Below are 24,847 nucleotides of genomic sequence, written 5' to 3' on the forward strand. Positions count from 1 at the left end.
ACGGTATTTTATGGCCAAAATATGATATGACGAGGTCGTATGCAGGTACGGATAACGGCGCTGTTGCTTTCCCTCATGCTTCCCGGTACCCTGGCTGCACAAGAAATTCGATGGAGATTCTTCGGGACCTTGTTGAGCGCAAGGGCATTTCCCGTAACCGTGCATATCGGACACGGAAAGGTCCTCGTCATTGGTGGAATCGGTCCTTCGCGCGACAGGAACTGTGAGATCATCGACGTCAATACCGGCCACGTCGAGCTGGCGAAGCCGATGCTCAGGAATCGGCATACGCATACCGCACTGTTCGACAAGGACTCGAACATCATCGTCATCGGTGGCTACGATAACGGGGCCAGTGTCGACGAGGTGGAGCGATACGATCGTACGACCGGGACGTGGAGCGTGATCGGTTCGCTCCTGGTCGGACGTGCCCAGCATGCGGCGTACTGGCTGGATGACGACAGGATACTGGTCGTCGGTGGTCGTGACGAGAGCATCGTTCCCATGGCCCTGGCCGAGATATTCACGGTATCCACGGGGAAGTCCGTTCGGATCAGATCCCATCCGTTTCCCATGAGTACGCCGGTTACCGTACGGGGCAGGACGGGACAATGGGCCGTGGTGGGCGGTAGAGGCGGCCAGAAGAATTCCTATCGGGAGCGGTACGGATATTCCTATGTCGACAGTGCCTGGACGCGCACGATGGCGCTGAACGACAGTGTCTGTTATCCCGCAACGACGCAGTTGTGGGACGGACGCGCACTCATCTGTGGCGGCGCATATCAGGAAGAGCCGTTCGTGACATCCGACAGGGCCTATGTCTTCGACGGGACACAGGTGCATGAGATCGGGCGCATGACGGATGGACGGCAATGGGCGGGTGTAGCGCAGATATCGCCGTCAAGAGCCGTCGTCGCTGGTGGGAATGCCACGAATGTCGTCGTCCTCAGCTCGTCCGACTGGATCGATCTCGACGCCGGGAGCATCCGCCCCGGACCGTCGATGAAGGGTCCGCGTGTATTCCACGGAACCGTCTCCGTTCCCACCGCATATGGGCTGGATGGTGTTCCGACGAATGCCGTGGCTCTCGTTATCGGTGGTCGCGACGAACGTGACAGTCTGTTGTCCACGATCGAGATCCTTGCCAGGACATGTTCCGACAGTATCGACGCCATTCGCGACGATGCCGTACGTATGGCCGGAAGCACGAAGACGATGGATGATGACGGCGTCCTGCTGACGGATGCGATTCCGTTTTCGGCCGGTGCGATATGGAGAACGACGAAGGTCTCCACCGGTCTTGGCTTTACCGTGTCCTTCAGATTCCGGATGATGGAGGGGCACGATGGCGATTTACCCGACGGATCGCTTCCCGGGGCCGACGGTATCGTCTTCGTCGTACAGAACGATGGGCCGGCCCAGGTCGGCAAGGTCGGTGAGGGCATCGGATACGATGGGACACCGAAAGCTCTCGCCGTCGAGTTCGATACGTATCTCAATCCAGCATATAGCGATCCCGACGGCAATCACATCGCCGTTCAGACAGGTGGGCTCGGTCCTTGTCGAGCGGAGCACGTCGCACCGTACAACCTCGGGATCACGACCAAGGTCGTTGCGATCGTTCCCGACGGCAGGATCTATCACGGCAGGATCGACTACCATGGACGGACGCTGAAGATCTATCTTGATACGACGGGGCGGTTCGATTGGCCTGCACTGGTCGTCAACGACGTCGACCTGGCACCATTGCTCGGACTCGATCCCTCGACGACCGCATGGATCGGTTTCACGTCCGCCACGGGTAAATCCGTCGAACGTCACGAACTGCTCTCATGGACACTCGATGGATGTAGTGGTCTCGCTACGTCGGTTGCCGACGGTGTCGTCTCTCCGGTCCCGAAGGAGCTGACGGGCAGTACCGTTATCGTTCCCATGCCGTCCCAGAACCGGGGACGCTTGTATACGGAAGTGGTCTTCGGCGACAATACGGTGATAGTGCTGGAGGACGCCGCCGGCAGAGCGCTGGGTACCGTGCATGTTCGAGGTGGCGAGTTGAGGCAGGGTTTCGAACTTCCGTTCCATCCCGCGGCAGGCTCCTATCTCGTTCGGATCACGGATGGCATGCATTCAGCTTCCGTTCCCTGGATCGTTCTGAAGTGATGTACTGCTGACGGTATGGAGTCCCCTTCTCGTGCGTGGTGTGAACGAGCAGTGGGGACGCTGTCGGGATACTACATCTGCGCTTTCCCGAATCGAACCGTTGTGACGATACTACCCGATTGGGCTCATGCATATTCGATCTATGAGCTCATCTCAATATTGTGGTGTCTGATATGCTCCTACGAATGGCGGTAGTCGCGATATTGTTATCCATGGCCTGCTTGCTAAGAGCGCAGGACCCTGAATGGCAGAATTTTGGGAACCTGAATCAGGCAAGAACCCACGCTCAGGTCGCGAATCTTGGCCATGGTCTGGAAGGACTTCGAAGGGGAGGACTACCATGCGGCAGGCACTACCCGCATCGATGGTGGAACCGTGGTCCTCACGGAAACGCAGCCGTATTCGGATGGTGCGGTCTGGAGCAGGAAGCAGGTTGAAGGTATGGGAGGCTTCGCCACGACCTTCACGTTTCGCATGACGAACGGCAACGATAACGAGTTGCCGGACGGCTCCCTTCCCGGTGCCGACGGTATCGTGTTCGTGGTCCAGAACTCGGGCCCGACGGCACTCGGCAAATCCGGCGAAGGTATCGGCTACGAAGGAATGCCGAAGACGTTGGCCGTGGAATTCGACACGTATCTCAATCCCGCACGACGGGACGTTTCGAGCGCCCGGCATTGGTCGTCGATAGTGTCGATATCGCAAGTCTGCTGGGACTCGGTCCGACCGGCACGGCCTGGATGGGCTTTACGTCCGCGACGGGCAAGTCCGTCGAACGTCATGAACTGTTGTCATGGCGCATGAGCGATTGCAGCGGTCTTCTCGCGACCTCGGTGGATGAGGGCTCCGACGGTCATGGGGCGTCGGGTGCATCGCGTATCGTACCGATGCCTTCACGCGATGCAGCACGTCTGTTCTCGACGGCGATGACCGAAGGGAAGGTGACGATCGTGCTGTATGACGTTACTGGCGCCACGCTCGGTACTACTGTGGCCGGAGCCGGTGAGCTGGCCTATGGTGTCGATCTCCCGTTCCGTCCGTCGACGGGCACGTATTACATCCACCTCACCGATGGTATGCGATCCATCACGTTGCCGTGGGTCGTGATGCGATGAAGCCAGATCGTGTGGAACGGTCGGTGAACTATCCCTGGAGCGGATGGCCGATACTGCGCAGAAGGGCCTCGATCTGCAGGTCTCCGTATCCGTACTCCGGATGCTCCTGCAGGAACCGTACCATGATGTCGTACGATGACGTGATGCCCTGGTCGATATAGGAGCGGAGGATGGCCACGTCGCTCGCTACCGGATTGTCCGGACCCGTCACCCTGCCGAGGTGGAGCCTGCACGCCTCCCGTAAGGGGAGCAGGACAGGCGGTGCATCTTCCTGAACGGCGAGGGCCATTTCTGCCGCATCGCCGCCCGCATAGATACGCCACATACGTGCGGCATAGGCGAGGTCCTCATGATGCAGTTCGATGGAAGAGTCGCTGCAGCGGACGTGGATCCGTGCGCCCATGGTATAGGGTGGGCGCAGATGATAGAGCAGGAAGGCCTGATTGATCTGGCACATCAGGTCCTCGTCGAACCATAGCCGCAGGTCCCTGATCCTTCCGGTGGCGGTGATGCGCGTGAACTCTTCGACGACCTTCGTGCGGTAGTCGCTGGTATCCGCGCCGTAGGTCGTGCGGATGAAGGCCTCGCGTAGATTCCAGAATGCCTCGTTCGCGATGGGGCCGTCGATCGGGCCTATGGCCAGTATTTCGCGCCATACGGCGATGGAATTTCCGGGGAACCGTTCCTGAAGGTCGGTTACGGCAAGGTCGCCGTTGGCGACATGAAGTACGTTCATACGAGATACGGTAGTGTAAGCATGGAAACTACGGTACCTACCAGGATGGTCTGGGCGAGAATCGCTTCATCCAGGCCGTACCGTTCGGCGAAGACCATCGTGAGGACCATCGTGGGCATCCCCGCTTCGAGCATCGTCGCACGCAGGACGTCCGGATCGGCGATCCACAGATGGACCAGCGGCGAGGCGAGCAATGGGGCCACGACGAGCTTGATGCCCACCGATGGCAACGTCCATGGAAGGATCTTCCATTGCGGAGGCCTCAACGCCAAACCTACGGCGAAGATCATCAACGGCGCCACGCAGCGTCCGGCCATCTCACAGGCCTGACCGATGGCATCCGGCAGCGGTACGTCGAGGAGGTTGAGCGTGATGCCTGCGATGGCTGCCACGAGCGGTGGCAGTGTGGCGATCTGACGCAGCGCTTCGCCGATGGTATGACGTTTGCCCTTCGTGCCGTATTCCACGGCAATCAGCGTACCGAGCGTGAACAGCATTGGGGACATGCCAAGAAGGTCGAACAGGACGGGAACGCGGCGAACGTGGTCGCCGATCATCGCTGCCGTGACGGGCAAGCCGAGATAGGTGGCATTGCACCATGCGGCTGCGAGGATGAGGGCTCCGATGGTAGGCCCCGCGAGACGCTTGCGCAGCAGCATACCGTAGACGAGCCATGCCAGCGCCGCGGTGCCGAGAATCGTGACGATCGATACGGCAGGTACGGCGATCAGATCCGTGGTTTCGGGCGCGGTATATAGGACGTGGAACGTGAGTGCCGGAAGGAAAATGTTGAGCACGATGCTTCCGATGATGCGCCGCACGTCCGACGGCGGCGGAACGTTCCTGATCCATCGATAGGCGATGCCTGCACCGAGCAGAAGGAAGAGGGAGAAGAATGCAGCGATCATGCAGGCTCGCAGGCCGGGGCGATGTTGTTGGGATGATGTCCGTGACGTTTGCCGACGTCGCGAATCTATGGGGAAAAGGAATGCTGCCGTGATCGCAGCCCGCCCGTATGCCGGGCCGACGCTTGCAGCACTCTCGCGACGGCACCATTCGATGCAGGTCCTGTTCCATCGGAATCGCGTGTCCGTTCAGCTCTCTGTATGCGGCATGCGGTACTCCGATATGGACAGGGACCATCCCGTGGAATCGTGTCCCCCGGGATACGATACGTTCACAATGCGGACGATGATCCGGACGACCTCCGTTCCGGACACATACCACCATGTCGATACGGACATAGGCGATAGTAATCAGTTGTTCAAGCCATACCACCCCAACGTAAAGTATGGGTAGCGAAAGAGTACCCTAAGTCGTAATTGTGCTGATACAACTGCGTGGGAACGTCACACGAGCGCAGGCTTGGGTACGGTATGGCTATACAATCCGATATTCTGAAGGGCTACTGATGACGATGCACACGGTGCTGATGATGGATGGCAAGAAACAACAGATAGTGGAATCCTTGCTGGAGCATATCGACATCATTGACTACGAGATCAAGATCGTTGACGTCTGTACTACGGCTCTGGCCCTTCGGGAAGTTCTGCGCATGACGAAGCCCGACCTCGTCATCATGGATCCCGGTGTCGACCAGGGGATCACGTTGAGATCATGGCAGCAGAGGTACGGGACCAGGCCGGCATTGATGTGCATCACCGCCGACGCCCGGTTCGCGATGGATGCCTTCGATGCCGGCGCCGCGCACTATCTCCTGATGCCGCTCGATCTCCCGGTGTTCATGGAGGGCTTGTCCCGCATACGCCGTCAGTTGCTGCACAATGCTTCCTATGGCGCGACGACGCGGGAGCGTCTGTTCCCGTTCCATAACAATCTCGTCGCCCTTCCGGGCAACAAGGGAATCGACCTGCGTCCGAGCGAACAGATCATCCGTGTGCGTGGTGAAGGCAGTTACAGCAGGTTCTTCCTGGCGAAGGAGTCGGCGAAGGTGCTGGCGAAGAGTATCGGAGAATGCGAGAAGGTGCTGGCGAAGATGGGCTTCGTCCGTGTCCATCGCTCGAACCTCGTGAACGTCCAGCATATCAGTCGTATCGTGCGTGGCAAGGCCTTCCGCCTGCAGATGAGTAACGGTGACGAAGTCGAGATCTCGGACAGGTATCGCAACGAGCTCCTGTCGATGCTGCCCACACCGGGACGTCATTGACGGATGAAGGACGTGTCGTACATTACCGTCCATGATCCGCAGGTTCCTATTCTTTCTCGTGGTGACATGTTGTACGGCGTCGGCGCAGCCCGTCCGTATCGGTGGAATCATCAATGACTATGCCGAAGTGCTGGATCTCGCCCTTTGCGCGAATACGGTCCGGGTCGACGACGTATCGGGCTTCACCACAGGCGACGTCGTGCTTCTCATCCAGATGCAGGGTGCCACGCAGGATACGAATCCCGGAGCTGGACAGGGTAGACTGCGTTCGATAGGCACGACCGGCCGTTTCGAACGTAACGTCGTCGCCTCCATCACGGCGAGTGCCACTCCGGGCTCGACGGGCGGCGACATCGTCCTGCGCAACCGGATATCCCAGCCGTTCACACCCGGTAACGGCGTACAACTCGTACGGATGCCGGTCTATGCTTCGGCCGTCGTCGTATCCCGCTTGACATGCCGTCCATGGGACGGGCGTCTTGGCGGCGTCCTGGCCCTGCAGGTCAGCGATACGCTCTATATGGAAGAGGACATCTCGGTGGCAGGACGAGGCTTCCGTGGCGGTCGTGCGAGGAAGGGTAACGGGGCGATCGTCGATACGGTCGGTGCGACGGATGATGCGGCCGGCTTCGTTGGAAGCCGTGGCGAGTCGGTGACCGCGAATGCCCTGCCTTATGGAACGGCACGCTCCGTCAATGGCGGTGGTGGCGGAGGGGCAATCCTCGGAGGAGGCCAGGGAGGTTCGCATCTCGGATGCGGAGGACGTGCCTATCGTCGGTACAACGCTACGTCCGGTGACCCGCTGTCCTATGATGCCGGTGTGAACTGGCTGTTCATGGGCGGCGGTGGAGGTTCCGCATTCCGTAACGGTGGTGAAGCTCATGGTGGCGACGGTGGGGGCATCCTCGTGATCGACGTGCCCGTGCTGAAGGGCGATGGAACGCATGTGATCTCCGCTGCGGGTGGCGATGGTGCTTCGGAACCCAACGGTGCAGGCGGTGGTGGCGGGGCCGGAGGCGCGATGCTGATCACGGCCGTTTCCATCGTCGACGTCCCGACGCTGCTGGCGCACGGTGGTGCAGGGGCCACGGGAGGTCCCGATCCGTACGGTAATGGCGGCGGCGGCGGTGGTGGAGTCGTTCGCCTCGGAACCATCAATGCATTCAACCTGAATCCGAGCTCGTATGCGGGTGGACGTGGCGGACGGAAGATCGATTCGGTACGCCTCGGCGAAACGGGATGCGACGGAAGCGTCTTCTATAACGTGACCATCAACGGCGATACGAATGCCTTCGAACCGGCATCCTTCCATCTCAGTCCCGATACGGCCGTATGTACGGGCTCCATCGTACGGCTGGTCGCGAGCGGAGGCCTCACGACGATGTGGTTCGGTCCGGATGGTCCGATATGCGATGATTGCGATTCGTTGTCATGGCAGGCCGATTCGTCAGTGACGTTGAGCGCGATCGTCGTGTTCCCCGGTGGTTGCGCCGATACGGCGAGCATACGCATCACCGTGCGGGAGAGACCGGAACTGAAGGTCGTCGATCCACCCCCGATATGCCTCGGTGATACGGTACGGATCGAAGCGCCGGCAGGATTCGCATCATACCTGTGGACGACGGGCGCGACGTCGCGCTCCATCGACGTCACCGTTGCGGGAGTGTACGGGGTCGATGCTACGGATGCAGGAGGCTGTACGGGGACGGCGAGCTTCGCGGTCCGGTACAGGGAGGGAAATGGCCTGTCCTTCGTCGACGGTGATGCCCGACGAGGAGAGATCGCATGGTTCGATCTGGCCCCCGGCCAGCGCATCTGCCGTACGCTGACGCTCCGGAATTCGGCGGACACGGCTGTCGTCATCACGGCGCCGAGGTTCGCACGCGGAGTCGACGTGTCGTCGCCACCCGGCCAGTTCCCGATCGGTGTCGCACCACACGGCGATGCCGTCATCGTCGTCTGTGCCGGAGGTACGATGCCCGGTGAATATCGCGATACGTGTTACGTACCTGCCGGATGTTCCGAGTTGCCCCTGGAGATGGTGCTGTTCGTTTCCGAGACACGTGCGTTCACACGTTGCAACGTGGAAGTCACGAGCGACGGAGAACGGCATGTCGTCGTCCCGGTCGTGGAGGCACACGAGTCGATAGAACTGATCGCGGAAGGCCAGGAGTGGTCGATGTATGCGACGGACGGTGCCCTGCGCGCGAGTCGGGGCGATGCGGGATCGTTGTTGCATATCGCGTCGGGAGTCTATGCCTTGCATACGCCGAAACACGTCACGCTGATGCTGATCTACTAGCGCATGTCGCTCGTTGTCGCCGTTCGACCATCGTATGGCGGGGTATCGCGACGTACTATGCCGTGCGCAGGAAGGCACGGAGCATGGCGAGACGCCAGACGAACAGAGCGTGGCGGTTCTCGCCACGACGATACTGATCGATGATCTGCATCAGGGCCTTGTGGTCGACGACGTCGTTCATTTCCTCCCACCCGCCCTCCAGCAGATAGGCCAACGGACCGCGGAGCCAGGTGATGTGACCCGGTGTCGTGAATCCCGTCTTGTCCTTGCGATCCAGCACCGCATCCGGTACGATGCCGCGCATGCCGGCACGCAGGACGCGCTTCGTCTCGCCACGATGGACCTTGTGATCGTTCGGCAGGGAGAAGCAGTACTGGACCAGGCGATGATCGAGGAAGGGGACGCGCGACTCGATCGAGAAGGCCATCGCGTTGATGTCTTCCGTATGCAGGAGCGTGGGGAGCAGCGTCACGCGGAGCAGGTTGTAGAGGAAGCCGTTCAGCTTCGAACCTGCGGGCAGTTCCAGACGCAAGGGGACGTCGTCGGCCGATTGCCTGAGGATCCAGGGATATACCTTGCGGAATTCGAGGGCATACATGGAGGGCTCGTCGCGCACTGCCGACAGCACGCTCTTGCCGAGAATGTCGATGCGCTTTCCTGCCGGGTATCCCTGGCGTGATCCGTGGGCATTCAGATCGGCCAGAGCTTCGCCGATGTGTCCGCCACGAAGATGGTCGGCGATGATCCTGTACATCGAATGCATATACCCGCCCATGATCTCGTCCGAACCCTGACCGTCGAGCACGACCTTGACCCCCTGCTGCGATGCCAGTTGCATGACGAAGTACTGCGACACGTAGGAAGACGACGGCATCGGTGCATCCATGATCCACGTGATGCGGTCGATGGCCGCTGCGATGTCGTCGGCGTCGGGAGAGATGTAGTGGGCCTCGATCTGCGGATAGGCCTTCAGCACATGATCGATGTAGGGGCGTTCGTCCACTTCGCCCTTGTTCGTGTAGTAGGCCGTGAAGGTCTTGATCCTGTGCTCGTCCGTGCTGCTGGCAAGCGTGCTGACGATGCTCGTGCTGTCGAGGCCGCCGCTCAGGCAGACGCCCATCGGAACGTCGCGACGAGCCGTAAGGCGCACGGAATCCATGAACAGGTCACGGAAGCCGGCCGCATGTTCCTCGAACGATCCTTCGTCGGTCGTATAGGTGTCGACGTCGGCATACCTCACGATCCGGATTCGTCCGTTCTGCCATATGAGGTTGTGCGAAGCGGGCAGTGCCTTGATGTCGTTGAAGTAGGTCTCTTCGTGATGATGCATCCATCCGAGATAGAGTCCGCGTGCGATCTGTGCTTCGTTGAGGCCGCCGCGGAAGAGCGGAGTGCCTTTCAATCCCTTGATCTCGCTGGCGAAGTAGAGGCGTCCGTCACGTTCGATGTAGTGGAACGGCTTGATGCCGAAACGATCGCGTGAGCAGAAAAGCTCCTTCGATGCATCGTCCCATATGGCGAAGGCCCACATGCCGATGAAGCGTTCCACGCAGGTGTGCCCCCACCGCCGGTAGGCGGCCAGAATGACTTCCGTATCTCCCGATGTGGTGAAGACGAAGCCGTCGCTCTCGAGCTCCTGCCGCAGCTCGATGTAGTTGTACACTTCACCGTTGTAGGTGATCGTCAGATCGCCATACGTCATCGGCTGGTTCGAGGCACTGGAGAGGTCGATGATGCTCAGGCGGTTGTGCCCCAGCACGACGGGCGGCGTGCACCATATTCCCCGGTGATCCGGACCGCGGTGCGATGTGACGTCGAGCATGGCCAGGCCGATCCGCGTCGCATCGTGTTGGGATTGTTGTGGATCGACAAGACCGATGATGCCGCACATGCAAGGACTTCTTGGTGTTGGGTTGGGACGCTGACGGGCAAAAATAGGATGGTAACTTGTACGGAATGGACAGACTGACACGAATACGCCTGACGCTCGGCCCTGCGCGGCCCTTCATCCTGGGCAAGCTGATGGACAGGCTGCGTCTCGGCCGTGCCGATCGGGAGCTGCGCGCCCGTGCAGCAGAGGGCTCGACGTATACACGGCCGTCCACATTGTGGAATCTGAAGGCGGGACTCGCCCCCACCCCACCGGCAGCATGGATCGATCTTCACGGCCCGGCCATCCTGGCACGCGCGGAAGAGATCGCACGGCACCGGTTCGACATCCTCGGTAGCGGGCCGTATACCAGTGCCGCTCCGCGATGGTGGTGGGAGGGGCCGACGGCCGGTATCCATGCCGATACCATCGTCGATGCACGCGAACGGGCGGCGGAGCTGCCCTGCGATCACGTGCCCCTCGACTGGACGCTCGATCCCGTGCACGGACATCGCTTCGACGCTACGGCATGGTATGCCGACGTCAAGGTCGTCGTCCAGAAAGCCGATTTCAAACTTCCCCACGAGTTCGGCCGCGGCCATCAGTGGCCGGTCTGTGCGCTCGCCGCCCTCGTCGACCAGGAGCGGCGCGATCACTGGTACGGCGTCCTGCGCGCACAGATCATCGACTTCATCGTCTCCTGTCCTCCGCAGTACGGCCCGCAGTGGACCGTCGCCACCGGCCCGGGAATACGCATCTACAACATGTTGCTCGCCTGGGACTGGGCGCGGCAGTCCGGTATGGGCGACGGCAGCCTCGATGCATGGATCGCCGCTTCCGTCGTGGATCATGCGGAACACATCATGGCCACACGCGAATGGAGCGGAGGGATGCGCAACAGCCATTACCTCGCGAACCTGTTCGGCCTCGTCGCCTGCGGTCTCTATCTCGATGGATATGCCGAAGCCCGTTCATGGCTCACCTTCGCCGTCGGCGAACTCGATCGTGAACTGCGGATCCAGTTCCTCGACGACGGCGGCAACTTCGAAGCCAGCACGGGATATCATCGGCACTGCATCGACTTCGTCGAGCACGTCACGGCATTGCTCGATGCCGCCGTCGTGCAGGACGATACGATCCCGCGCCCTGGGCCGGAATGGCGCCGCCGTCTGGACGTCGCCCGTCGTTTCCTGGCGGCCGTCACCCCGAATCCGTTGATCGGTGATAACGACGACGGCATGGGTGTCATGCTTCCCGACATGCTGACGATTCCCGCACGGGAACCCTTCATGCATTTCCCGGACTTCGGGCTCACCGTATGGCATCGGCCGTCGTTCCGGCTGACGGCCCGGTGCGGTCCCATCGGTCAGCACGGCAAGGGCGGACATGCCCACAACGACCAGAACAGTATCACCCTGCGCGTCGATGACGAAGACGTCGTCATCGATGCCGGAACGTTCACCTACGGGGCCGACCCGCGACGTCGCAACGAGGACCGCAGCACGGCCGTCCACAGTACCCTGGTGGTGCAGGGACTGGAGCAGAACGACTGGCCTGACGACTCCGTCGAAGGACTGTTCTGGATGATGGGGGACAGGGCGAAGGGGACGATCCTCTCGGCTTCGGCGACGACATGGGATGCCGTCCATCGCGGATACGATCGCCCGCACAGCAGGCAGCTGGTCGTGACAGACGATATGATCGAGGGCGCCGATCGTTACGACGGACGCCATGACGCCCGGGTCTGTTTCCACATCGCTCCTGCCGTCGGCATCGATATCCACCAGGAGGGCAGGGTCGTACTGACGGGACGTACCTGTACCGTGGAGCTGACGTGGAGTGGTGGTGCGGTCGATACCGTTCCGGCATCATGTGCGCCAGGCTATGGCCGGACGTTACCCTCGACGATCGTACGGCTGCATCTCGACGGACCATCGATGACATGGCGTCTGCGCGTCCTGGGCTGAACCTTCTTCCGTACTTTTGCCCTTCATGAAAATCACCGCACACCTGGGCAAGATATCGTGGTCGCTGGCGGACAAGGTCCTCTACGTCGGCTACGGTCTCGTCCAGCTTCAGCAGATCAAGGCTCTCTCCCCTGACGTCTACGGAGTGTTCTCACTTCTCGTAGCGCTGAACACGTGGATCATGATCATTTCCGATGGTGCTGCGGTACAGGGGCTGATCCAGTTCGGAGTCCGGCCCGAAGAACGTCCGAAGGTCAACACCATCGGCCTCGTCTTCTATACGTTCATCGTCGGTGCCTCGGTATTGCTCGTCTATCTGCTGCAGCAACCGCTCACGGATATCTTCCACGAGCCTCGATTCACCACGGTGGCGGACATGCTGCCGCTGTACTGCCTGCTCACGCTGCCGCGGATGTTCTGTCTGAAGCTGATCTATCGCGATCTCCGGATGCGGGATCTCTTCATCGTCGATACGGTATGGTTCGGCATCCGCACGGTGATGACGATATGGGCCCTGCATAACGGGACGCTGAACTCGCTCGAGGATATCATCTTCATCGACTTCGTGGGAATGGGGGCCAGTTCGTTGTGCGCCATCGTCCTTACGCATCGGGAACTCGTCTTCGGCCTGACGGGTGGCATCACGGTACGCGACTACCTGCGGTACGGTATTCCGTTGGCGGTCGCCACGACGCTGAGTACGACGCCGCGTCAGCTCGACGTCTTCATGATCGCGAGTTTCTTCGGGACCGGTGTGGTCGGGGTCTACAATCCCGCCAAGAACCTGTACCGGTTCTTCGAACAGGCCTTCGATGCGGTCACGGTACTCATCTACCCTGCGGCCGTACGACTGCATGCCGCACACAAGAACGAAGAGCTGGGCCATCTGATCACGAAGGCGATGTCGGTCACCCTGCTGCCCTGCATCATCGCACTGATCGTTCTGGAATCCGGTGGTAGTAACGTCATCATCCCGCTTCTCGGTCCGAAGTACGCCGCCGCCGTCGGGCACTTCAACGTGCTGATCCTTGCTGCGCTCGGCATGCCCTTCTTCCTCATGGCATCCGTCATCAGCGCGTTGGGGGACAGCACGGTCATCGTGCGTTACTCGGCGATAGGTCTGGTCGTGAGCGTCATCGTACAACTGGCTATCGGCTTCGCCGGACTGTATCAGTGGGTGGGGCTCGGTCTGGTCGTCAATACGATCGTCGTCGGAGTCCTCTGTACCGCACATATCCGTCGTACGATACACTTCGAATGGAGGGACCTGTTCCGCATCGTGGGCGATGCCCGGAACGCCGTACGTCTGAGGCGGGGAGGTGGCGCGTCATGACGATGTGGTTCCATGTGTCGTCGATGCGCCGGCTGATGGCGCGCCGCAGGGGACCGTGCATCAGGATGATGCTCACGGCCTTCGTCGGTACGCTATGGTGTCTGGTCGGTGCCGCATGGGCACTGGGTACCTGGCGCGATACGGAGCGGATGGCCGCGGACGTACGGATGGACGTCATGCTGCATGCCGGTACGCCCGATTCCGTGATCCGCAGCCTCGTCCATACGTTGCGGACCATGCCCTCGGTAGGAGGAGTTGAATGGCGTACACCTGAACGCATGTGGTCGGAATTCTCCCGTGACCTTCGCCTCGACGACGATCTCAGGACCGTCGTCGACGTCCCCGACGTGGTGCGTCTGCGGCCTTCCGATGCAGCCTTGAACGAACGTTCCATGACGCTGCTGGCTTCGGCCTGCGAGGATTCCTGGCCCGACGTCTACAAGGTCGTATGGCCCATCGACTACGTCCGCGCCATCGACAGCCGTCGTCGTGACGTCATGATACTTGGTGGAGCGGCCGCCGTATTGTCGTTCATCCTGTTCATGACGGCACTGCTCCATGCCTTCCGCAGTGAACTGCATCGTGCGGAGCAGGACATGAGGATCGGCGCATCGATGGGGGCCACACCGTCCTTCATGGCCGCCCCGCATCTTCTCATCGGTATCGTGACGGGTTCTATCGGTCTTTCGCTCGCCGTCGGTCTGATCTCCGTGTCGTGGTCGTCGATCCTTGCCACGATGCCGTGGATGGGCACGGTGCGGACCGAGGAGTTCGCCATGTGGGTCGGTATCCTGGCAGTCGGAGGACTGGCGATATGCTGGTGGCAGGGACTCAATGCCGCCCGACGTGCGGGAAGGAGGCGGACGGCATGATACGGATCATCGATCGCTACGTGGTGCGGCAGTACGTATCCACTCTCGTCTTCTCCATCGGCGCACTCTGTCTGATCTTCATCATCGTCGACCTGTTCGAGAGTCTCGACGACTTCCTCGACAACAAGGCCACGTTCGGCGTCATCGTCGACTTCTACCTTTCCTTCCTGCCCAACATCCTCAAGCTTCTCATCCCCATCGGCATGCTCCTGGCGTCGCTGTTCTCCGTCGGCCGCCTGTCGGGCAACAACGAGATCACGGCCATGCGTTCCGGAGGGCAGAGCCTCCTGCGGTTCATGCTGCCGCTCATGATCCTCGGGATGCTCATGAGCGCGGGGCAGCTCTACTTCAACGGCTGGGTGGTGCCGAAGGCCAATGCGAGGAAGTTCGCCAACGAGCGTACCTACCTTCAGCGCAGTACCGGAGCCCAGACCCTGTTCAACCTCTATTTCCGGGACACGCCTACGCGTAACGTCTCGATAGAGTTCTTCGACGGCAGCACCGGTACGGCACGTGGCGTGAACATCGAAGAGTATTCGAGCGTGACGTCTCCCCGTATCGTATGGCGTATCGATGCGCCCGGCATGCGCTGGGATACGGCGGGCGGAGGGTGGATCATCGATTCAGGTCTGCGGCGTACCTTCAGGAACGACTCCGTCATCGTCGATGAAGTCCAGGGCGTCAAGGCGCCGTTCTCCATCCGCAACGACCAGATCGAGCGTCTGCAGCGCAACGTAGAGGAGATGAATTTCGACGAGTTGAGGGACTATATCGGCACCTTGAAGAAAGGTGGCAAGAACACGCGTCAACAGGAGATAGACTACTACGGCCAATGGGCTTTCCCCTGGGCCAACTTCATCGTCGTCATGCTGGCGGTGCCCTTCGCCTCGGTACGGCGCAGGGGGGGGATTGCCGTACAGATTGCGGCGGCAATGGCCATCAGTTTTGTGTACATTGCGTTCACCAAAGTATCCCAAGCCATGGGAGTGAACCTTCCGGTGCCTGTGGAGGTTGTCGCGTGGTCGGCGAATGCACTGTTCTTTCTTGTCGGAATAGGCATTCTGCTTCGAACGAAGAGTTGACGAAGAGATGTAGAAACAAGGGATGTGGAGCCAAGGGGGCCTATGAAGATCTCGAAAGGGGTTGCCGGGCTGGCCGTTGCCATCACGATAGCCGTATTGGACGTCGGCACCGCTGCTGCCCAGCGATTCGAGCGCCTGAAAGAGTCCGTGTCGGGAATCACGTTCGCCAACGTGATCACCGAGAGTGATTCGTTCAACATCGTACACGACTTCTACGCCTACAACGGTTGCGGAGTCGCAGCCGGTGACGTGAACGGCGACGGCCTTGTGGATCTGGTCTTTACCGGAACGCAGGTAGGAGCCCGTCTCTACGTCAACAAGGGGGGCCTGGGCTTCGAAGATCAGACCGCTTCCCTCAACTATCCTTCCTCATCGTTCGATAACTGCTCCGGTGCCCTGCTGGCCGACCTCGACAGTGACGGCGACCTGGACATCTACATCTGCAGACGCTACAAGCCGAATCTCTACTTCGTCAACGACGGTCGCGGTTCCTTCCTCGAGGAGGGTAGGGTGGCCGGACTCGACATCCATGCCATGTCGACCATGGCGGCTCCCTTCGACTACGATCGTGACGGTGATCTCGATCTTTATCTTCTGAACAACGGCGAAGCACGTCGACAGGGATACTGGAATCCCGGCGTATCGGACCGTCTACTGCGCAACGACGGGAACGGACGGTTTACGGACGTCTCGAAAAGCGCCGGCATCTCGGACATCGGCTACGGTCTGAGCGTGAGCATCGGCGACCTCGACGACGACGGCTGGCCGGATATCTACGTAGCCAACGACTTCGAGGAACGGGACAAGCTCTACTACAACAACGGCGACGGAACGTTCAGGGAACGGGCCATGTCGGCGTTGCAGAACATGTCGTGGGCGTCGATGGGCAGCGATATCGGAGACGTCAACGGCGACGGCCTTCTCGACGTCGTCACGCTCGACATGCTGCCAGAACGTCACCAGCGCCGCATGACGCAGCTCGGTGGGGGCAGTATCTACAGCCCTTTCTTCGACAGCACGCAGCGCATCCACAATACCTATCAGCTCAACCGGGGTAATGGACATTTCTCGAACATCTGCTATCTGGCAGGAATGGCCGCGACGGACTGGTCGTGGTCCTGTCTGATCGCCGACTTCGACAATAACGGCCGCAACGACATCTTCATCACGAACGGGACGAAGCGGGACATCGGGGACCAGGATCATTCCTACAACCTGCAGGCGACGAAGAACGTGCTTCCCGATTCCTACAAGACCATGCCCCGGTCGAAGTTGCAGAACTACATGTTCTACAACGACGGTGCCCTGCCCTTGCGCAACGTGGCCGGTACGGCGGGACTGGCCGACAGTGTCGTATCGAACGGAGCGGCCTTCGCCGACCTGGACAACGATGGCGATCTCGACCTCGTCCTCAACAACACCGATACGGTGGCCTTCATCTACCGGAACATGACGGTCGAAGACGGAGCCCACGGCCACAACTACCTGCGGTTGTCACTGAAGGACCAGCCCGGAAATACACACGGTATAGGTGCGAGGGTGACGGTGCATGCCGGTGCCGTGAAGCTCGTGCGGGAGCATTACGTCACACGCGGCTACCTGTCGAGCGTGGACCCCGTCATGCATATCGGTCTCGGTGGCATCACGTCGATCGACAGTCTGGTCATACGATGGTCCGACGGCCAGCGGTCCGTCGTCGGGAAGCCGGGAGTGAATACGACAGCCGTCGCCACGTATGGCGGTACGACGGTGTGGCACCCCGAACCCGGCGTCCATCCGTTGATGACGCGCCAGGATGCGACGCTGGTGCCCTTCCGCCATCGTGAGAACTACTACGACGACTTCAAGCGTGAACGGCTCCTGCCGCACCGGTTCTCCCAGAACGGTCCCGGTATCGCCGCCGGAGACCTGAACGGTGATGGACTGATCGACCTCGTCTGCACCGGCGCCAAATATGCCGCAACGCAGGTCCTGTTCCAGACCGCGTCGAAGACATTCGAACCGCAGACGACGTCGGGTCTGGAAGAGGCGACGGAATCGGAAGACGTCGCGGCCTTGCTCTTCGACGTCGACAACGACAACGATCTCGACCTGCTCGTCGTGACGGGCGGGAACGAGTTCAATCTCGACGACGAGGAACTGAAGGACAGGCTCTATCTCAACGACGGCAAGGGACGCTTCACGCAGGTGCCGAATGGCGTTCCCAATGGTACGGCGAGCGGATCCTGTGCTACCGCGGCGGACTTCGACGATGACGGTGATCTCGATCTCTTCATCGGCGGTTCCGTCGTACCGGGGATGTTCCCCCAACCCTGCCGCAGCACCTTGCTCCGCAACGACGAAGGGAGCTTCGTCGACGTCACTGATCGGCTCGCTCCCGGCCTCGCAACGGCCGGAATGACGTCGGGTGCGATATGGACCGACTACGATAACGACGGCGATCCCGATCTCCTCGTCGTCGGCCTGTGGATGGCACCACGGTTGTGGCGCAATGACGGCAAGACGTTCACGGACGTTACGGCCGCCCTGGCCCTCGATACGCTGACCGGGTGGTGGAATTGCGTCGTGCCCGTCGACGTCGACAACGATGGAGACATGGACTACGTTCTCGGAAACCTGGGGCTCAACAGCAGGTTCAAGGTGTCGCAGGCCGCGCCCATGAAACTCGTCGCCGCGGACTTCGACGATAACGGAAGCATCGATCCGCTCGTATCCTATGACGTCGACGGAGTGCAGCGCCCGCAACGTCCGCGCATGGCCGTAGCGCAACACATGCCCGTCCTTACGAGAACCTTCACGTCCTTCAGTAAATGGTCGGAAGCCACGATGGCCGATATCGTGCCTGCTGTATTGCCGGCCTCGGCGATCCGCCTGACGACATCGACGTTCCAGTCCGGAGTCCTTGTGAACGAGGGTAAACGATTCACCTTCCGTCCGCTCCCCGATATGGCCCAGATCTCTCCGGTCTACGGAATCCTTGCCATGGACGTCGATGGAGACGACGACATGGACCTGATTCTCGATGGGAACAGCAAGGGCGCGGACGCCGAGATCATCGGCTACGATGCCGGCATCGGTCTGGTTCTGGAAGGCGATGGCAGGGGAGGCTTCGCACCTGTCCGTTCCGATTCGTCGGGCTTCGTCGTACCCGACGTCGGCCGCGGTCTGGTGGCCATGCCGTGGGGAGGCGATTCCGTCCTGGTCGTCGCAGCCATCAACGGCGGCGTGCCGTCGGCCTTCACGTTCCCCGTGGGACGTACAGGTGGGGTGTCGAGTCCGTACGGCTGGATCACACCCGGCCTCATGACGTCTCCGACATCGGCCGTCATCACGCTGCCCAAGGGACGCCGGATGCGCCGGGAATTCCCGTGTGCGACGGTAACGGGATCCCAGACCCTGTACAGTCCGTCGGCCGGCCCCGGAGTCTACTCCGTACCCCGTTCCACACCGTCGGAAAAGACACGATCCAGACAGAAGCGCGGCCGCTAGCGGCCGCCGACTCGTTCCGGGAGAGTATATTTGCGATCGTGCCATCCGCGACGGATGTGTCGTGTCTTGTTGTTCAGGTTCCGGAACCCCATGAAGCAGATCAGCCTTTTCCTGCTCCTCATTCTGATGAGCTGGATGCCGGTTTCAGCACAGTTGGACGGTGCGACGCTCGTACATGAGTGGAATCGTCTCGTGATCGATGTCATCATGGAGGATGGCTTCGGTCCGCCCATCGCGGCCCGTATCCATACCTACGCGAATCTCGCCGGATATCAGGCCGCCTTCTATGCCGAGCCCGGCTATGTGAGCCTGGTGGGCAAGCTCAACGGATTCAAGGAATGTCCGGTACCCGACAAGAACAAGACCTATGACTGGCGCGTGAGCGCCATCGCCGCCTATCAGACGGCCTGCAGCAAGCTTCTCTACCGCATCAACTTTTCCGACAGCCTGGCCAACGTCCAGTTCAAGAAGCTGCAGGGCGTCGTCGACGCCGACGTCTTCGAGCGGTCGAAACTGTTCGGCACCGCCGTCGGAAAGGCGATCAACGCCTATGCGAAGGCCGATGGCTTCCCCCGCACCCAGGGCCTGCCGGATTGGGAGTGGCCTCGTTGCGATTCCTGCTGGGAGCCGACTCCACCGAACTTCGCGAAGCCCCTCTCCCCATACTGCGGCACGGTCCGTACGATCGTCCTGAAGAAGGCCGAGCAGTTCCCCGTGGAGCCGAACGTGCCGTTCAGCACACGCAAGGGCTCTCCGTTCTACAAGGCCGCCTACGAAGTGTACATGACGGGCAAGAACCTGACGCCGGAGCAGAAGGAGATCGCCAACTTCTGGAACGACAACCCCGTGGTCACGAGCTACCGTGGGCACTTCGTCTACAATTCCAGACAGATCTCGCCCGGTGGCCACTGGATGAACATCGCCCAGGAGGTGATGCTGAAGGAAAAGACGGGCATGGTCAAGAGCATGGAAGTCTATACCATGCTGGCCAGCGCCCTGTTCGACGCATTCACGGCGTGCTGGGCGGAAAAATTCAAGAGCAACCTGATTCGTCCTGTTACCTACATCAACAAGTACATCGACGTCAGTTGGGAACCGTTCCTGCAGACGCCGCCGTTCCCGGAGCATGCCAGCGGTCATAGTACGATCACGGCGGCTGCGGCCGTGGTGCTCACCCACCACTTCGGCGACATGCCCTTCGTGGATTCCACGGAAGTGCCGTTCGGCTTTCCGCCGCGTTCGTTCAAGAGTTTCAAGCACGCTTCCGAGGAAGCAGGCATCTCCAGAATGTATGGCGGTATTCACTACAGGCGCGCCTGCGACGCCGGTGCCCAGCATGGGACCATGATCGGCAATGAAGTGGTTGCCGTGATGAAGATGAAGGAGGAATGAGAGATATGACGAAGACGACGATCATCGCCGGCATGCTCGGACTGGCCGTTCTCCTGGCGCCGGGCTGCAGCAGCGACACGACGACGGGCCCCGGGCCCGCACCCGTCGTGCAGACGAAGACCAACATGCGTCCTGACAGTACCGAGGGATGGCTCTACTATTCGTTCGACGGCGATTCCATCGTTCCGGCTTCGAAGAAGGCGACCGATGAGTGGGACGTACGCTTCGCCTACCTGCAAGGGGAGGGCCGTACGCGTACCGTCGACATCGAGCTGAATTCCGGAACGGTCGGCATCGGTGTGACGCAAGGCGCCGTCGTGACGTCGCGCTTCGAAGGCTTCGTCAGTATCGACGCGGCACCTGCCTTGCGGTCCGACGACACCGCAGCCGCCAATCGCGTCGTGCCGAACTGCGTGACGTGCCCCAATGCACTCTTCGTCTACGATCCACTACGACATACGATCAATCCGAGTCCGGACAAGGTCGTACTGGTCCGTACCGGCAAGGGCGGATACGTGAAGTTCCAGGTGACGAGCATCTACAAGGATGCGGAGGCCAATCCCACGATGCTGACGCCGATGGGATATTATCATCTGCGGTATCAGCATGCGCAGAGCGGGAAATTCTGATGCTAACCAACGCAAGTAATCGAGGAGAATGTCATGTACGGTAATCTGAGCATGGTCGAAGCTCCCACGGCGGAGCAGCTCGACGAGGATGCCGGGAAGCTGGCCGAATTCGAGGAACGCATCGCACGCGGAGAGAAGATCGAACCGCATGACTGGATGCCGAAGGAATACCGGCGTCAGCTCGTCCGCATGATCGAACAGCATGCCCATTCCGAAATCATCGGTGCCCTGCCCGAAGGAACATGGATCACCCGTGCACCGGGCTTCAAGCGGAAGCTGGCCCTCATGGCGAAGGTCCAGGATGAAGTGGGCCATGCCCAGCTTCTCTACAGCGCTGCCGAGACGCTCGGCAAGCCGCGCGAGAAGATGATCGACGATCTCCTCAACGGAAAGTCGAAATATTCGAACGTCTTCAACTATCCTGCGATGACGTGGGCCGATACGGCCGTGATCGCATGGCTCATCGACGCCGCCGCCATCATCAACCAGGTGGCGAATTCGAAGGGCTCCTATGCACCGTACTGCCGTGCGCTCGAACGCATCTGCCAGGAGGAATCCTTCCACCTGAAGTACGGTTACGATAACGTCGTGACGCTCGCGACCGGAACGCCGAAGCAGCGCGAGATGGTGCAGGCCGCCCTGAACCGCTGGTGGCGTCCGATCATGCACTTCTTCGGTCCGCCCGACACCATGAGCCAGCATACGGAGAAGCTCATGAAGTGGAAGGTCAAGATGGCCACCAACGACGATATGCGTCAGCAGTTCTTCAACCAGTACGTACCGAAGATCTGGGAACTGGGGCTCACCGTGCCCGATCCCGAGCTGAAGAAGGATCCCGTCACGGGTATCTGGGCCTACGGGGATCCGGACTGGGACGAGTTCAAGCGTGTGATCAACGGCGACGGCCCGTGCAACAAGGAACGTCTTGCCGTGCGTCGCATGAGCGAGGAACAGGGTGAATGGGTGCGCCGCGCCCTCGCCAAGCCGAATCAGAAATACGTCGTGCCGTTGTCCTAACCTTCCTGCGGGCTGATGAGTATGAACGGCCTGTTCAATTCCTCTGCGTGGAATCCATGGGTGGCACTCATGGAGGCCTTGCTGATCGGTCTGCTGATCGGCGCGCAGCGGGAAACGGCCAAGACGGGAAGCAGCATCGGTCTGCGGGACATGATGCTGATCGCAGCCATCGCCTTCGTCTGCGGATGGCTGCAGGTGACGGGGCTGACGATCGTATGCGTCATTGCCATCGTGACGATGCTCATCGCCCTGCGCCTACGCGACCGGGATCATGTAGGCATCACGACGGAACTGGCAGGCCTCGCCGTCTTCGGCCTGGCCTATATGGTGTCCGTGCCGTCGGCTTCGGATTACGTCGAAGTCGTGATCGCTCTGGCAGTCGTGCTGACCCTCGTCCTCGAAGCGAAGGCGCGCGTCAAGAAGTTCTTCCGCGAGACGATCACCGATATCGAATTCACCGATACGGTGAAGTTCCTCGCCCTCATCTTCGTCATCTATCCCATCCTCCCGAACGGACGCTACGGCCCGAACGAGTTCTTTTCGCCTGCGGGTCTATGGACCGCCGTCATTCTCGTCACGGGCGTCTCATGGGTCGGATACTTCCTCGAAAAATTCCTTGGTCCTTCGCTCGGCAAGAAGATCGTCGCAATCCTCGGAGGCCTCGCCTCGACGACGGCGTCGACGTCGGCCTTCGCCGGCGAAGTACGTCGTGACGGTACGCAGTTGAACAGTTGCTGGCAGGCCGCCACACTGTCGAACGCCATGCAGTTTCCGCGCGTGCTCGTGCTGCTTGCCGTCTTCCTTCCCGATCTCGCATGGAGCTTCGTCGTGCCGTTGATGACGGCCTTCGTGGCTGGAGTGGTCCTGAGCTTCGTCATCGGTCTGCGAGGCAACGGAAGCAAGGAAGCCGTGCCGATGGAACTGCGCAATCCGCTGTCCTTCGTTCCTGCGATCTTCTTCGCCGTCCTGCTCGCGGCCGTCTCCTTCGTGAGTACGGCAGCCACGCAGTACTATGGAGGTTCGGCCTTCATGGTGACGAGTGCGATCGGCGGTCTGGTCGATGCCGACGTCATCACGCTGACGGCAGCCGATCTCCTCCGCGGTGGGCACATCGATGCGGCCATGGCCCGCAATGCCATCTTCATCGCCATCGCAGCCAATGCCGTCGTGAAGAACGTCATCGCCCTCGTGAGCGGTACGCCGGCCTTCGCATGGCGCATGCTGATCACGTTCTGCGTCCTGCTGGCATTCACCCTGTTGCCGATGCTGTTCCTATGATGCATCGCATCCTCGTCCTGCTGGCGATATGCGCGTCGGTATCGGTCCATGCCCAGGACTCGCACTACTGGAATATCCACTACGGCACGTCGGGCACGCTGCTCGGTGGTGCCGTCATCGGCAGCGCCCGCGATCTCAGCGCCATCTTCTACAATCCCGGAGCGCTCGGGGGGCATGTATCGCCCGGTCTCAGTCTCGGTACGCAGGTCTTCGAGCTCAGCAATCTGAGCGTCAACAATGCCGGTGACGGCGGCAGCAGTATCGATTATCTGAGTATAGATCCCACGAGTGGCCTGGTGGCGGGTCAGCTCCGGTTCGATACGACGCTCGTCGATCGCTGGACGTACGGACTGCTCGCTCGCCAGGTCTTCTCCTTCCGCCTGAACGACAGACGTCAGGACGTGCTCGACGTGGACGACCAGCGCTATGGCCTGTATCGGGACATCTTCGTCACCCAGGACATGTCCGAATACTGGGGCGGGATCTCATGGGCACGCCCACTCAACGGCAACATCAGCGTAGGAGTGACGATGTTCGGTGCCTTCCGCAGTCATAACCGTCGTGGCGAGTTGCGCGCCATCCTCACGCAACGCGAGGGCAAGGTCAGCGGTCTCGATGACGTCGGTCACCTTCAGTATTTCGCCGCACGTCTGCTTTGGAAAGCCGGCGTCTCCATCCACTACGGGCGCTGGTCGTTCGGTGCCACGTTCACCACGCCGGGCCTGCACGTTCTCGGCAGTGGCGATGCCTACGTCTCCAACCACGTCATCGGCTTCAGCGTTCTCGATTCCACCATCAAGGATGTATCGATGGTGACGGATCAACGGGATATCGCCGCCCGCCACAATTCGCCGATGTCGGTGGGGGTCGGTGCCGCCTATCTCTTCGGCAACAGGATGCGTCTGCACTGCAGTGCGGAATGGTTCGATGGAGTGCGTTCCTACGACGTCGTGGATACCCATCCGGACACCACGCTCGTCAGCGGAACGCCCGTCGTACCGGTCGTGCGCGAACAACTCCGCAGTGTGCTCAACGCCGGTATCGGACTGGAATACATGCCAACCGATCTGAGGACGTACTTCTTCAGTATCGTCTCGGACATGAGTGCCGTCGATCCGGGTGCCGAAGCATCGCTCGCCATCTCGACCTGGAACATCATCCATCTGACCGGTGGAGCGGTCTTCGCCTTCGGGCCCTTCACCGTCACGGCCGGACTCGGTTATGCTTTCGGCAGTTCGTCGGAGTTTCCCCGCACCGTCGCCACGACCGTGCTCGACGACATCCTCAACGGTTCCGATCGGCCGGCGACGGTCCGATGGCAGCGCCTGCGGCTGCTCGCCGGTGTGGGATATACGATGTAGCATGTTCCGCTGATCATGATGCGGACCGTTTCCGTAATTTCGTCGGGCTTCGTCGTCTTTTTCATCATTTCCACGAT

At 60.6% G+C, this 24,847-nt stretch carries 18 protein-coding genes; 15 read left to right on the top strand and 3 right to left on the bottom strand.

Going from position 1 to position 24,847, the window contains the following annotated elements; genetic code table 11:
- Positions 1 to 159 precede the first annotated feature (159 nt).
- The 3 genes from BGO89_10140 to BGO89_10150 all read left to right on the top strand — a co-directional run bounded on the left by BGO89_10140 (position 160) and on the right by BGO89_10150 (position 3,275).
- Positions 160 to 2,160 carry a hypothetical protein gene (locus BGO89_10140; protein OJX56877.1) on the top strand — a complete coding sequence of 667 codons (2,001 nt, stop codon included), beginning with the start codon at positions 160 to 162 and terminating at the stop codon, positions 2,158 to 2,160.
- A gap of 306 nt (positions 2,161 to 2,466) precedes the next feature.
- Entirely contained in the window at positions 2,467 to 2,964 is a 498-nt protein-coding gene (locus BGO89_10145) for a hypothetical protein (protein OJX56878.1), read from the top strand.
- Positions 2,961 to 3,275, top strand: coding sequence for a hypothetical protein (locus tag BGO89_10150; GenBank protein OJX56879.1), 315 nt, complete (start codon positions 2,961 to 2,963; stop codon positions 3,273 to 3,275). The genes BGO89_10145 and BGO89_10150 overlap by 4 nt, the downstream gene beginning before the upstream one ends.
- A 28-nt stretch (positions 3,276 to 3,303) precedes the next feature.
- On the opposite strand, the gene BGO89_10155 is transcribed toward BGO89_10150, so the two are convergent.
- Together BGO89_10155 and BGO89_10160 are read right to left on the bottom strand one after the other, a co-directional pair.
- Positions 3,304 to 4,011 carry a hypothetical protein gene (locus BGO89_10155; GenBank protein ID OJX56880.1) on the bottom strand — a complete coding sequence of 236 codons (708 nt, stop codon included), beginning with the start codon at positions 4,009 to 4,011 and terminating at the stop codon, positions 3,304 to 3,306.
- On the bottom strand, positions 4,008 to 4,919 hold the full coding sequence (locus BGO89_10160; GenBank protein ID OJX56881.1) for a hypothetical protein: 912 nt from the start codon (positions 4,917 to 4,919) through the stop codon (positions 4,008 to 4,010). Before BGO89_10160 ends, BGO89_10155 begins: the two co-directional genes overlap by 4 nt.
- A 503-nt stretch (positions 4,920 to 5,422) precedes the next feature.
- On the opposite strand from BGO89_10160, the gene BGO89_10165 reads away from it, so the two are divergent.
- Together BGO89_10165 and BGO89_10170 are read left to right on the top strand one after the other, a co-directional pair.
- Complete coding sequence (locus tag BGO89_10165) at positions 5,423 to 6,178, top strand: hypothetical protein (protein OJX56882.1); 756 nt, start codon at positions 5,423 to 5,425, stop codon at positions 6,176 to 6,178.
- A gap of 31 nt (positions 6,179 to 6,209) precedes the next feature.
- Positions 6,210 to 8,480, top strand: coding sequence for a hypothetical protein (locus BGO89_10170; protein OJX56883.1), 2,271 nt, complete (start codon positions 6,210 to 6,212; stop codon positions 8,478 to 8,480).
- Between the two features lie 55 nt (positions 8,481 to 8,535).
- On the opposite strand, the gene BGO89_10175 is transcribed toward BGO89_10170, so the two are convergent.
- Positions 8,536 to 10,371: an asparagine synthase (glutamine-hydrolyzing) gene (locus BGO89_10175; protein OJX56884.1), complete on the bottom strand. Its 1,836-nt coding sequence runs from the start codon at positions 10,369 to 10,371 to the stop codon at positions 8,536 to 8,538.
- 131 nt (positions 10,372 to 10,502) lie between these two features.
- On the opposite strand from BGO89_10175, the gene BGO89_10180 reads away from it, so the two are divergent.
- From BGO89_10180 to BGO89_10225, 10 genes are all read left to right on the top strand, one after another.
- Complete coding sequence (locus tag BGO89_10180) at positions 10,503 to 12,317, top strand: hypothetical protein (GenBank protein ID OJX56885.1); 1,815 nt, start codon at positions 10,503 to 10,505, stop codon at positions 12,315 to 12,317.
- Positions 12,318 to 12,342: 25 nt separating this feature from the next.
- Positions 12,343 to 13,650: a hypothetical protein gene (locus BGO89_10185; GenBank protein OJX56886.1), complete on the top strand. Its 1,308-nt coding sequence runs from the start codon at positions 12,343 to 12,345 to the stop codon at positions 13,648 to 13,650.
- Positions 13,647 to 14,522 carry a hypothetical protein gene (locus tag BGO89_10190; protein OJX56887.1) on the top strand — a complete coding sequence of 292 codons (876 nt, stop codon included), beginning with the start codon at positions 13,647 to 13,649 and terminating at the stop codon, positions 14,520 to 14,522. The genes BGO89_10185 and BGO89_10190 overlap by 4 nt, the downstream gene beginning before the upstream one ends.
- Complete coding sequence (locus BGO89_10195; protein ID OJX56888.1) at positions 14,519 to 15,604, top strand: hypothetical protein; 1,086 nt, start codon at positions 14,519 to 14,521, stop codon at positions 15,602 to 15,604. The genes BGO89_10190 and BGO89_10195 overlap by 4 nt, the downstream gene beginning before the upstream one ends.
- Before the next feature lie 42 nt (positions 15,605 to 15,646).
- The gene (locus BGO89_10200; GenBank protein OJX56889.1) at positions 15,647 to 19,093 is read left to right on the top strand and encodes a hypothetical protein; all 3,447 of its coding nucleotides are present in this window, start codon (positions 15,647 to 15,649) and stop codon (positions 19,091 to 19,093) included.
- Between the two features lie 90 nt (positions 19,094 to 19,183).
- Positions 19,184 to 20,485, top strand: a complete 1,302-nt coding sequence (locus BGO89_10205) for a hypothetical protein (GenBank protein OJX57348.1) — start codon at positions 19,184 to 19,186, stop codon at positions 20,483 to 20,485.
- A gap of 5 nt (positions 20,486 to 20,490) precedes the next feature.
- Positions 20,491 to 21,114 carry a hypothetical protein gene (locus tag BGO89_10210; protein OJX56890.1) on the top strand — a complete coding sequence of 208 codons (624 nt, stop codon included), beginning with the start codon at positions 20,491 to 20,493 and terminating at the stop codon, positions 21,112 to 21,114.
- A 33-nt stretch (positions 21,115 to 21,147) separates the two neighbouring features.
- Positions 21,148 to 22,131: a 1,2-phenylacetyl-CoA epoxidase subunit A gene (locus BGO89_10215; GenBank protein ID OJX56891.1), complete on the top strand. Its 984-nt coding sequence runs from the start codon at positions 21,148 to 21,150 to the stop codon at positions 22,129 to 22,131.
- Between the two features lie 15 nt (positions 22,132 to 22,146).
- Positions 22,147 to 23,409, top strand: a complete 1,263-nt coding sequence (locus tag BGO89_10220) for a hypothetical protein (GenBank protein ID OJX56892.1) — start codon at positions 22,147 to 22,149, stop codon at positions 23,407 to 23,409.
- On the top strand, positions 23,406 to 24,770 hold the full coding sequence (locus BGO89_10225) for a hypothetical protein (GenBank protein OJX56893.1): 1,365 nt from the start codon (positions 23,406 to 23,408) through the stop codon (positions 24,768 to 24,770). The genes BGO89_10220 and BGO89_10225 overlap by 4 nt, the downstream gene beginning before the upstream one ends.
- The last annotated feature ends 77 nt before the right edge of the window (positions 24,771 to 24,847 follow it).

Origin of the sequence: Candidatus Kapaibacterium thiocyanatum, from assembly GCA_001899175.1 — a bacterium.
Taxonomy (GTDB): domain Bacteria; phylum Bacteroidota; class Ignavibacteria; order Kapaibacteriales; family Kapaibacteriaceae; genus Kapaibacterium; species Kapaibacterium thiocyanatum.

What these genes read in the sequence shown, in the direction of transcription:
- BGO89_10145 (OJX56878.1), top strand. Translation starts at nt 2,467, where the DNA reads ATGGTCTGGAAGGACTTCGAAGGGGAGGACTACCATGCGGCAGGCACT.
- BGO89_10150 (OJX56879.1), top strand. Translation starts at nt 2,961, where the DNA reads ATGAGCGATTGCAGCGGTCTTCTCGCGACCTCGGTGGATGAGGGCTCC.
- BGO89_10155 (OJX56880.1), bottom strand. Translation starts at nt 4,011, where the DNA reads ATGAACGTACTTCATGTCGCCAACGGCGACCTTGCCGTAACCGACCTT.
- BGO89_10160 (OJX56881.1), bottom strand. Translation starts at nt 4,919, where the DNA reads ATGATCGCTGCATTCTTCTCCCTCTTCCTTCTGCTCGGTGCAGGCATC.
- BGO89_10165 (OJX56882.1), top strand. Translation starts at nt 5,423, where the DNA reads ATGACGATGCACACGGTGCTGATGATGGATGGCAAGAAACAACAGATA.
- BGO89_10170 (OJX56883.1), top strand. Translation starts at nt 6,210, where the DNA reads ATGATCCGCAGGTTCCTATTCTTTCTCGTGGTGACATGTTGTACGGCG.
- BGO89_10175 (OJX56884.1), bottom strand. Translation starts at nt 10,371, where the DNA reads ATGTGCGGCATCATCGGTCTTGTCGATCCACAACAATCCCAACACGAT.
- BGO89_10180 (OJX56885.1), top strand. Translation starts at nt 10,503, where the DNA reads ATGGACAGGCTGCGTCTCGGCCGTGCCGATCGGGAGCTGCGCGCCCGT.
- BGO89_10185 (OJX56886.1), top strand. Translation starts at nt 12,343, where the DNA reads ATGAAAATCACCGCACACCTGGGCAAGATATCGTGGTCGCTGGCGGAC.
- BGO89_10190 (OJX56887.1), top strand. Translation starts at nt 13,647, where the DNA reads ATGACGATGTGGTTCCATGTGTCGTCGATGCGCCGGCTGATGGCGCGC.
- BGO89_10195 (OJX56888.1), top strand. Translation starts at nt 14,519, where the DNA reads ATGATACGGATCATCGATCGCTACGTGGTGCGGCAGTACGTATCCACT.
- BGO89_10200 (OJX56889.1), top strand. Translation starts at nt 15,647, where the DNA reads ATGAAGATCTCGAAAGGGGTTGCCGGGCTGGCCGTTGCCATCACGATA.
- BGO89_10205 (OJX57348.1), top strand. Translation starts at nt 19,184, where the DNA reads ATGAAGCAGATCAGCCTTTTCCTGCTCCTCATTCTGATGAGCTGGATG.
- BGO89_10210 (OJX56890.1), top strand. Translation starts at nt 20,491, where the DNA reads ATGACGAAGACGACGATCATCGCCGGCATGCTCGGACTGGCCGTTCTC.
- BGO89_10215 (OJX56891.1), top strand. Translation starts at nt 21,148, where the DNA reads ATGTACGGTAATCTGAGCATGGTCGAAGCTCCCACGGCGGAGCAGCTC.
- BGO89_10220 (OJX56892.1), top strand. Translation starts at nt 22,147, where the DNA reads ATGAGTATGAACGGCCTGTTCAATTCCTCTGCGTGGAATCCATGGGTG.
- BGO89_10225 (OJX56893.1), top strand. Translation starts at nt 23,406, where the DNA reads ATGATGCATCGCATCCTCGTCCTGCTGGCGATATGCGCGTCGGTATCG.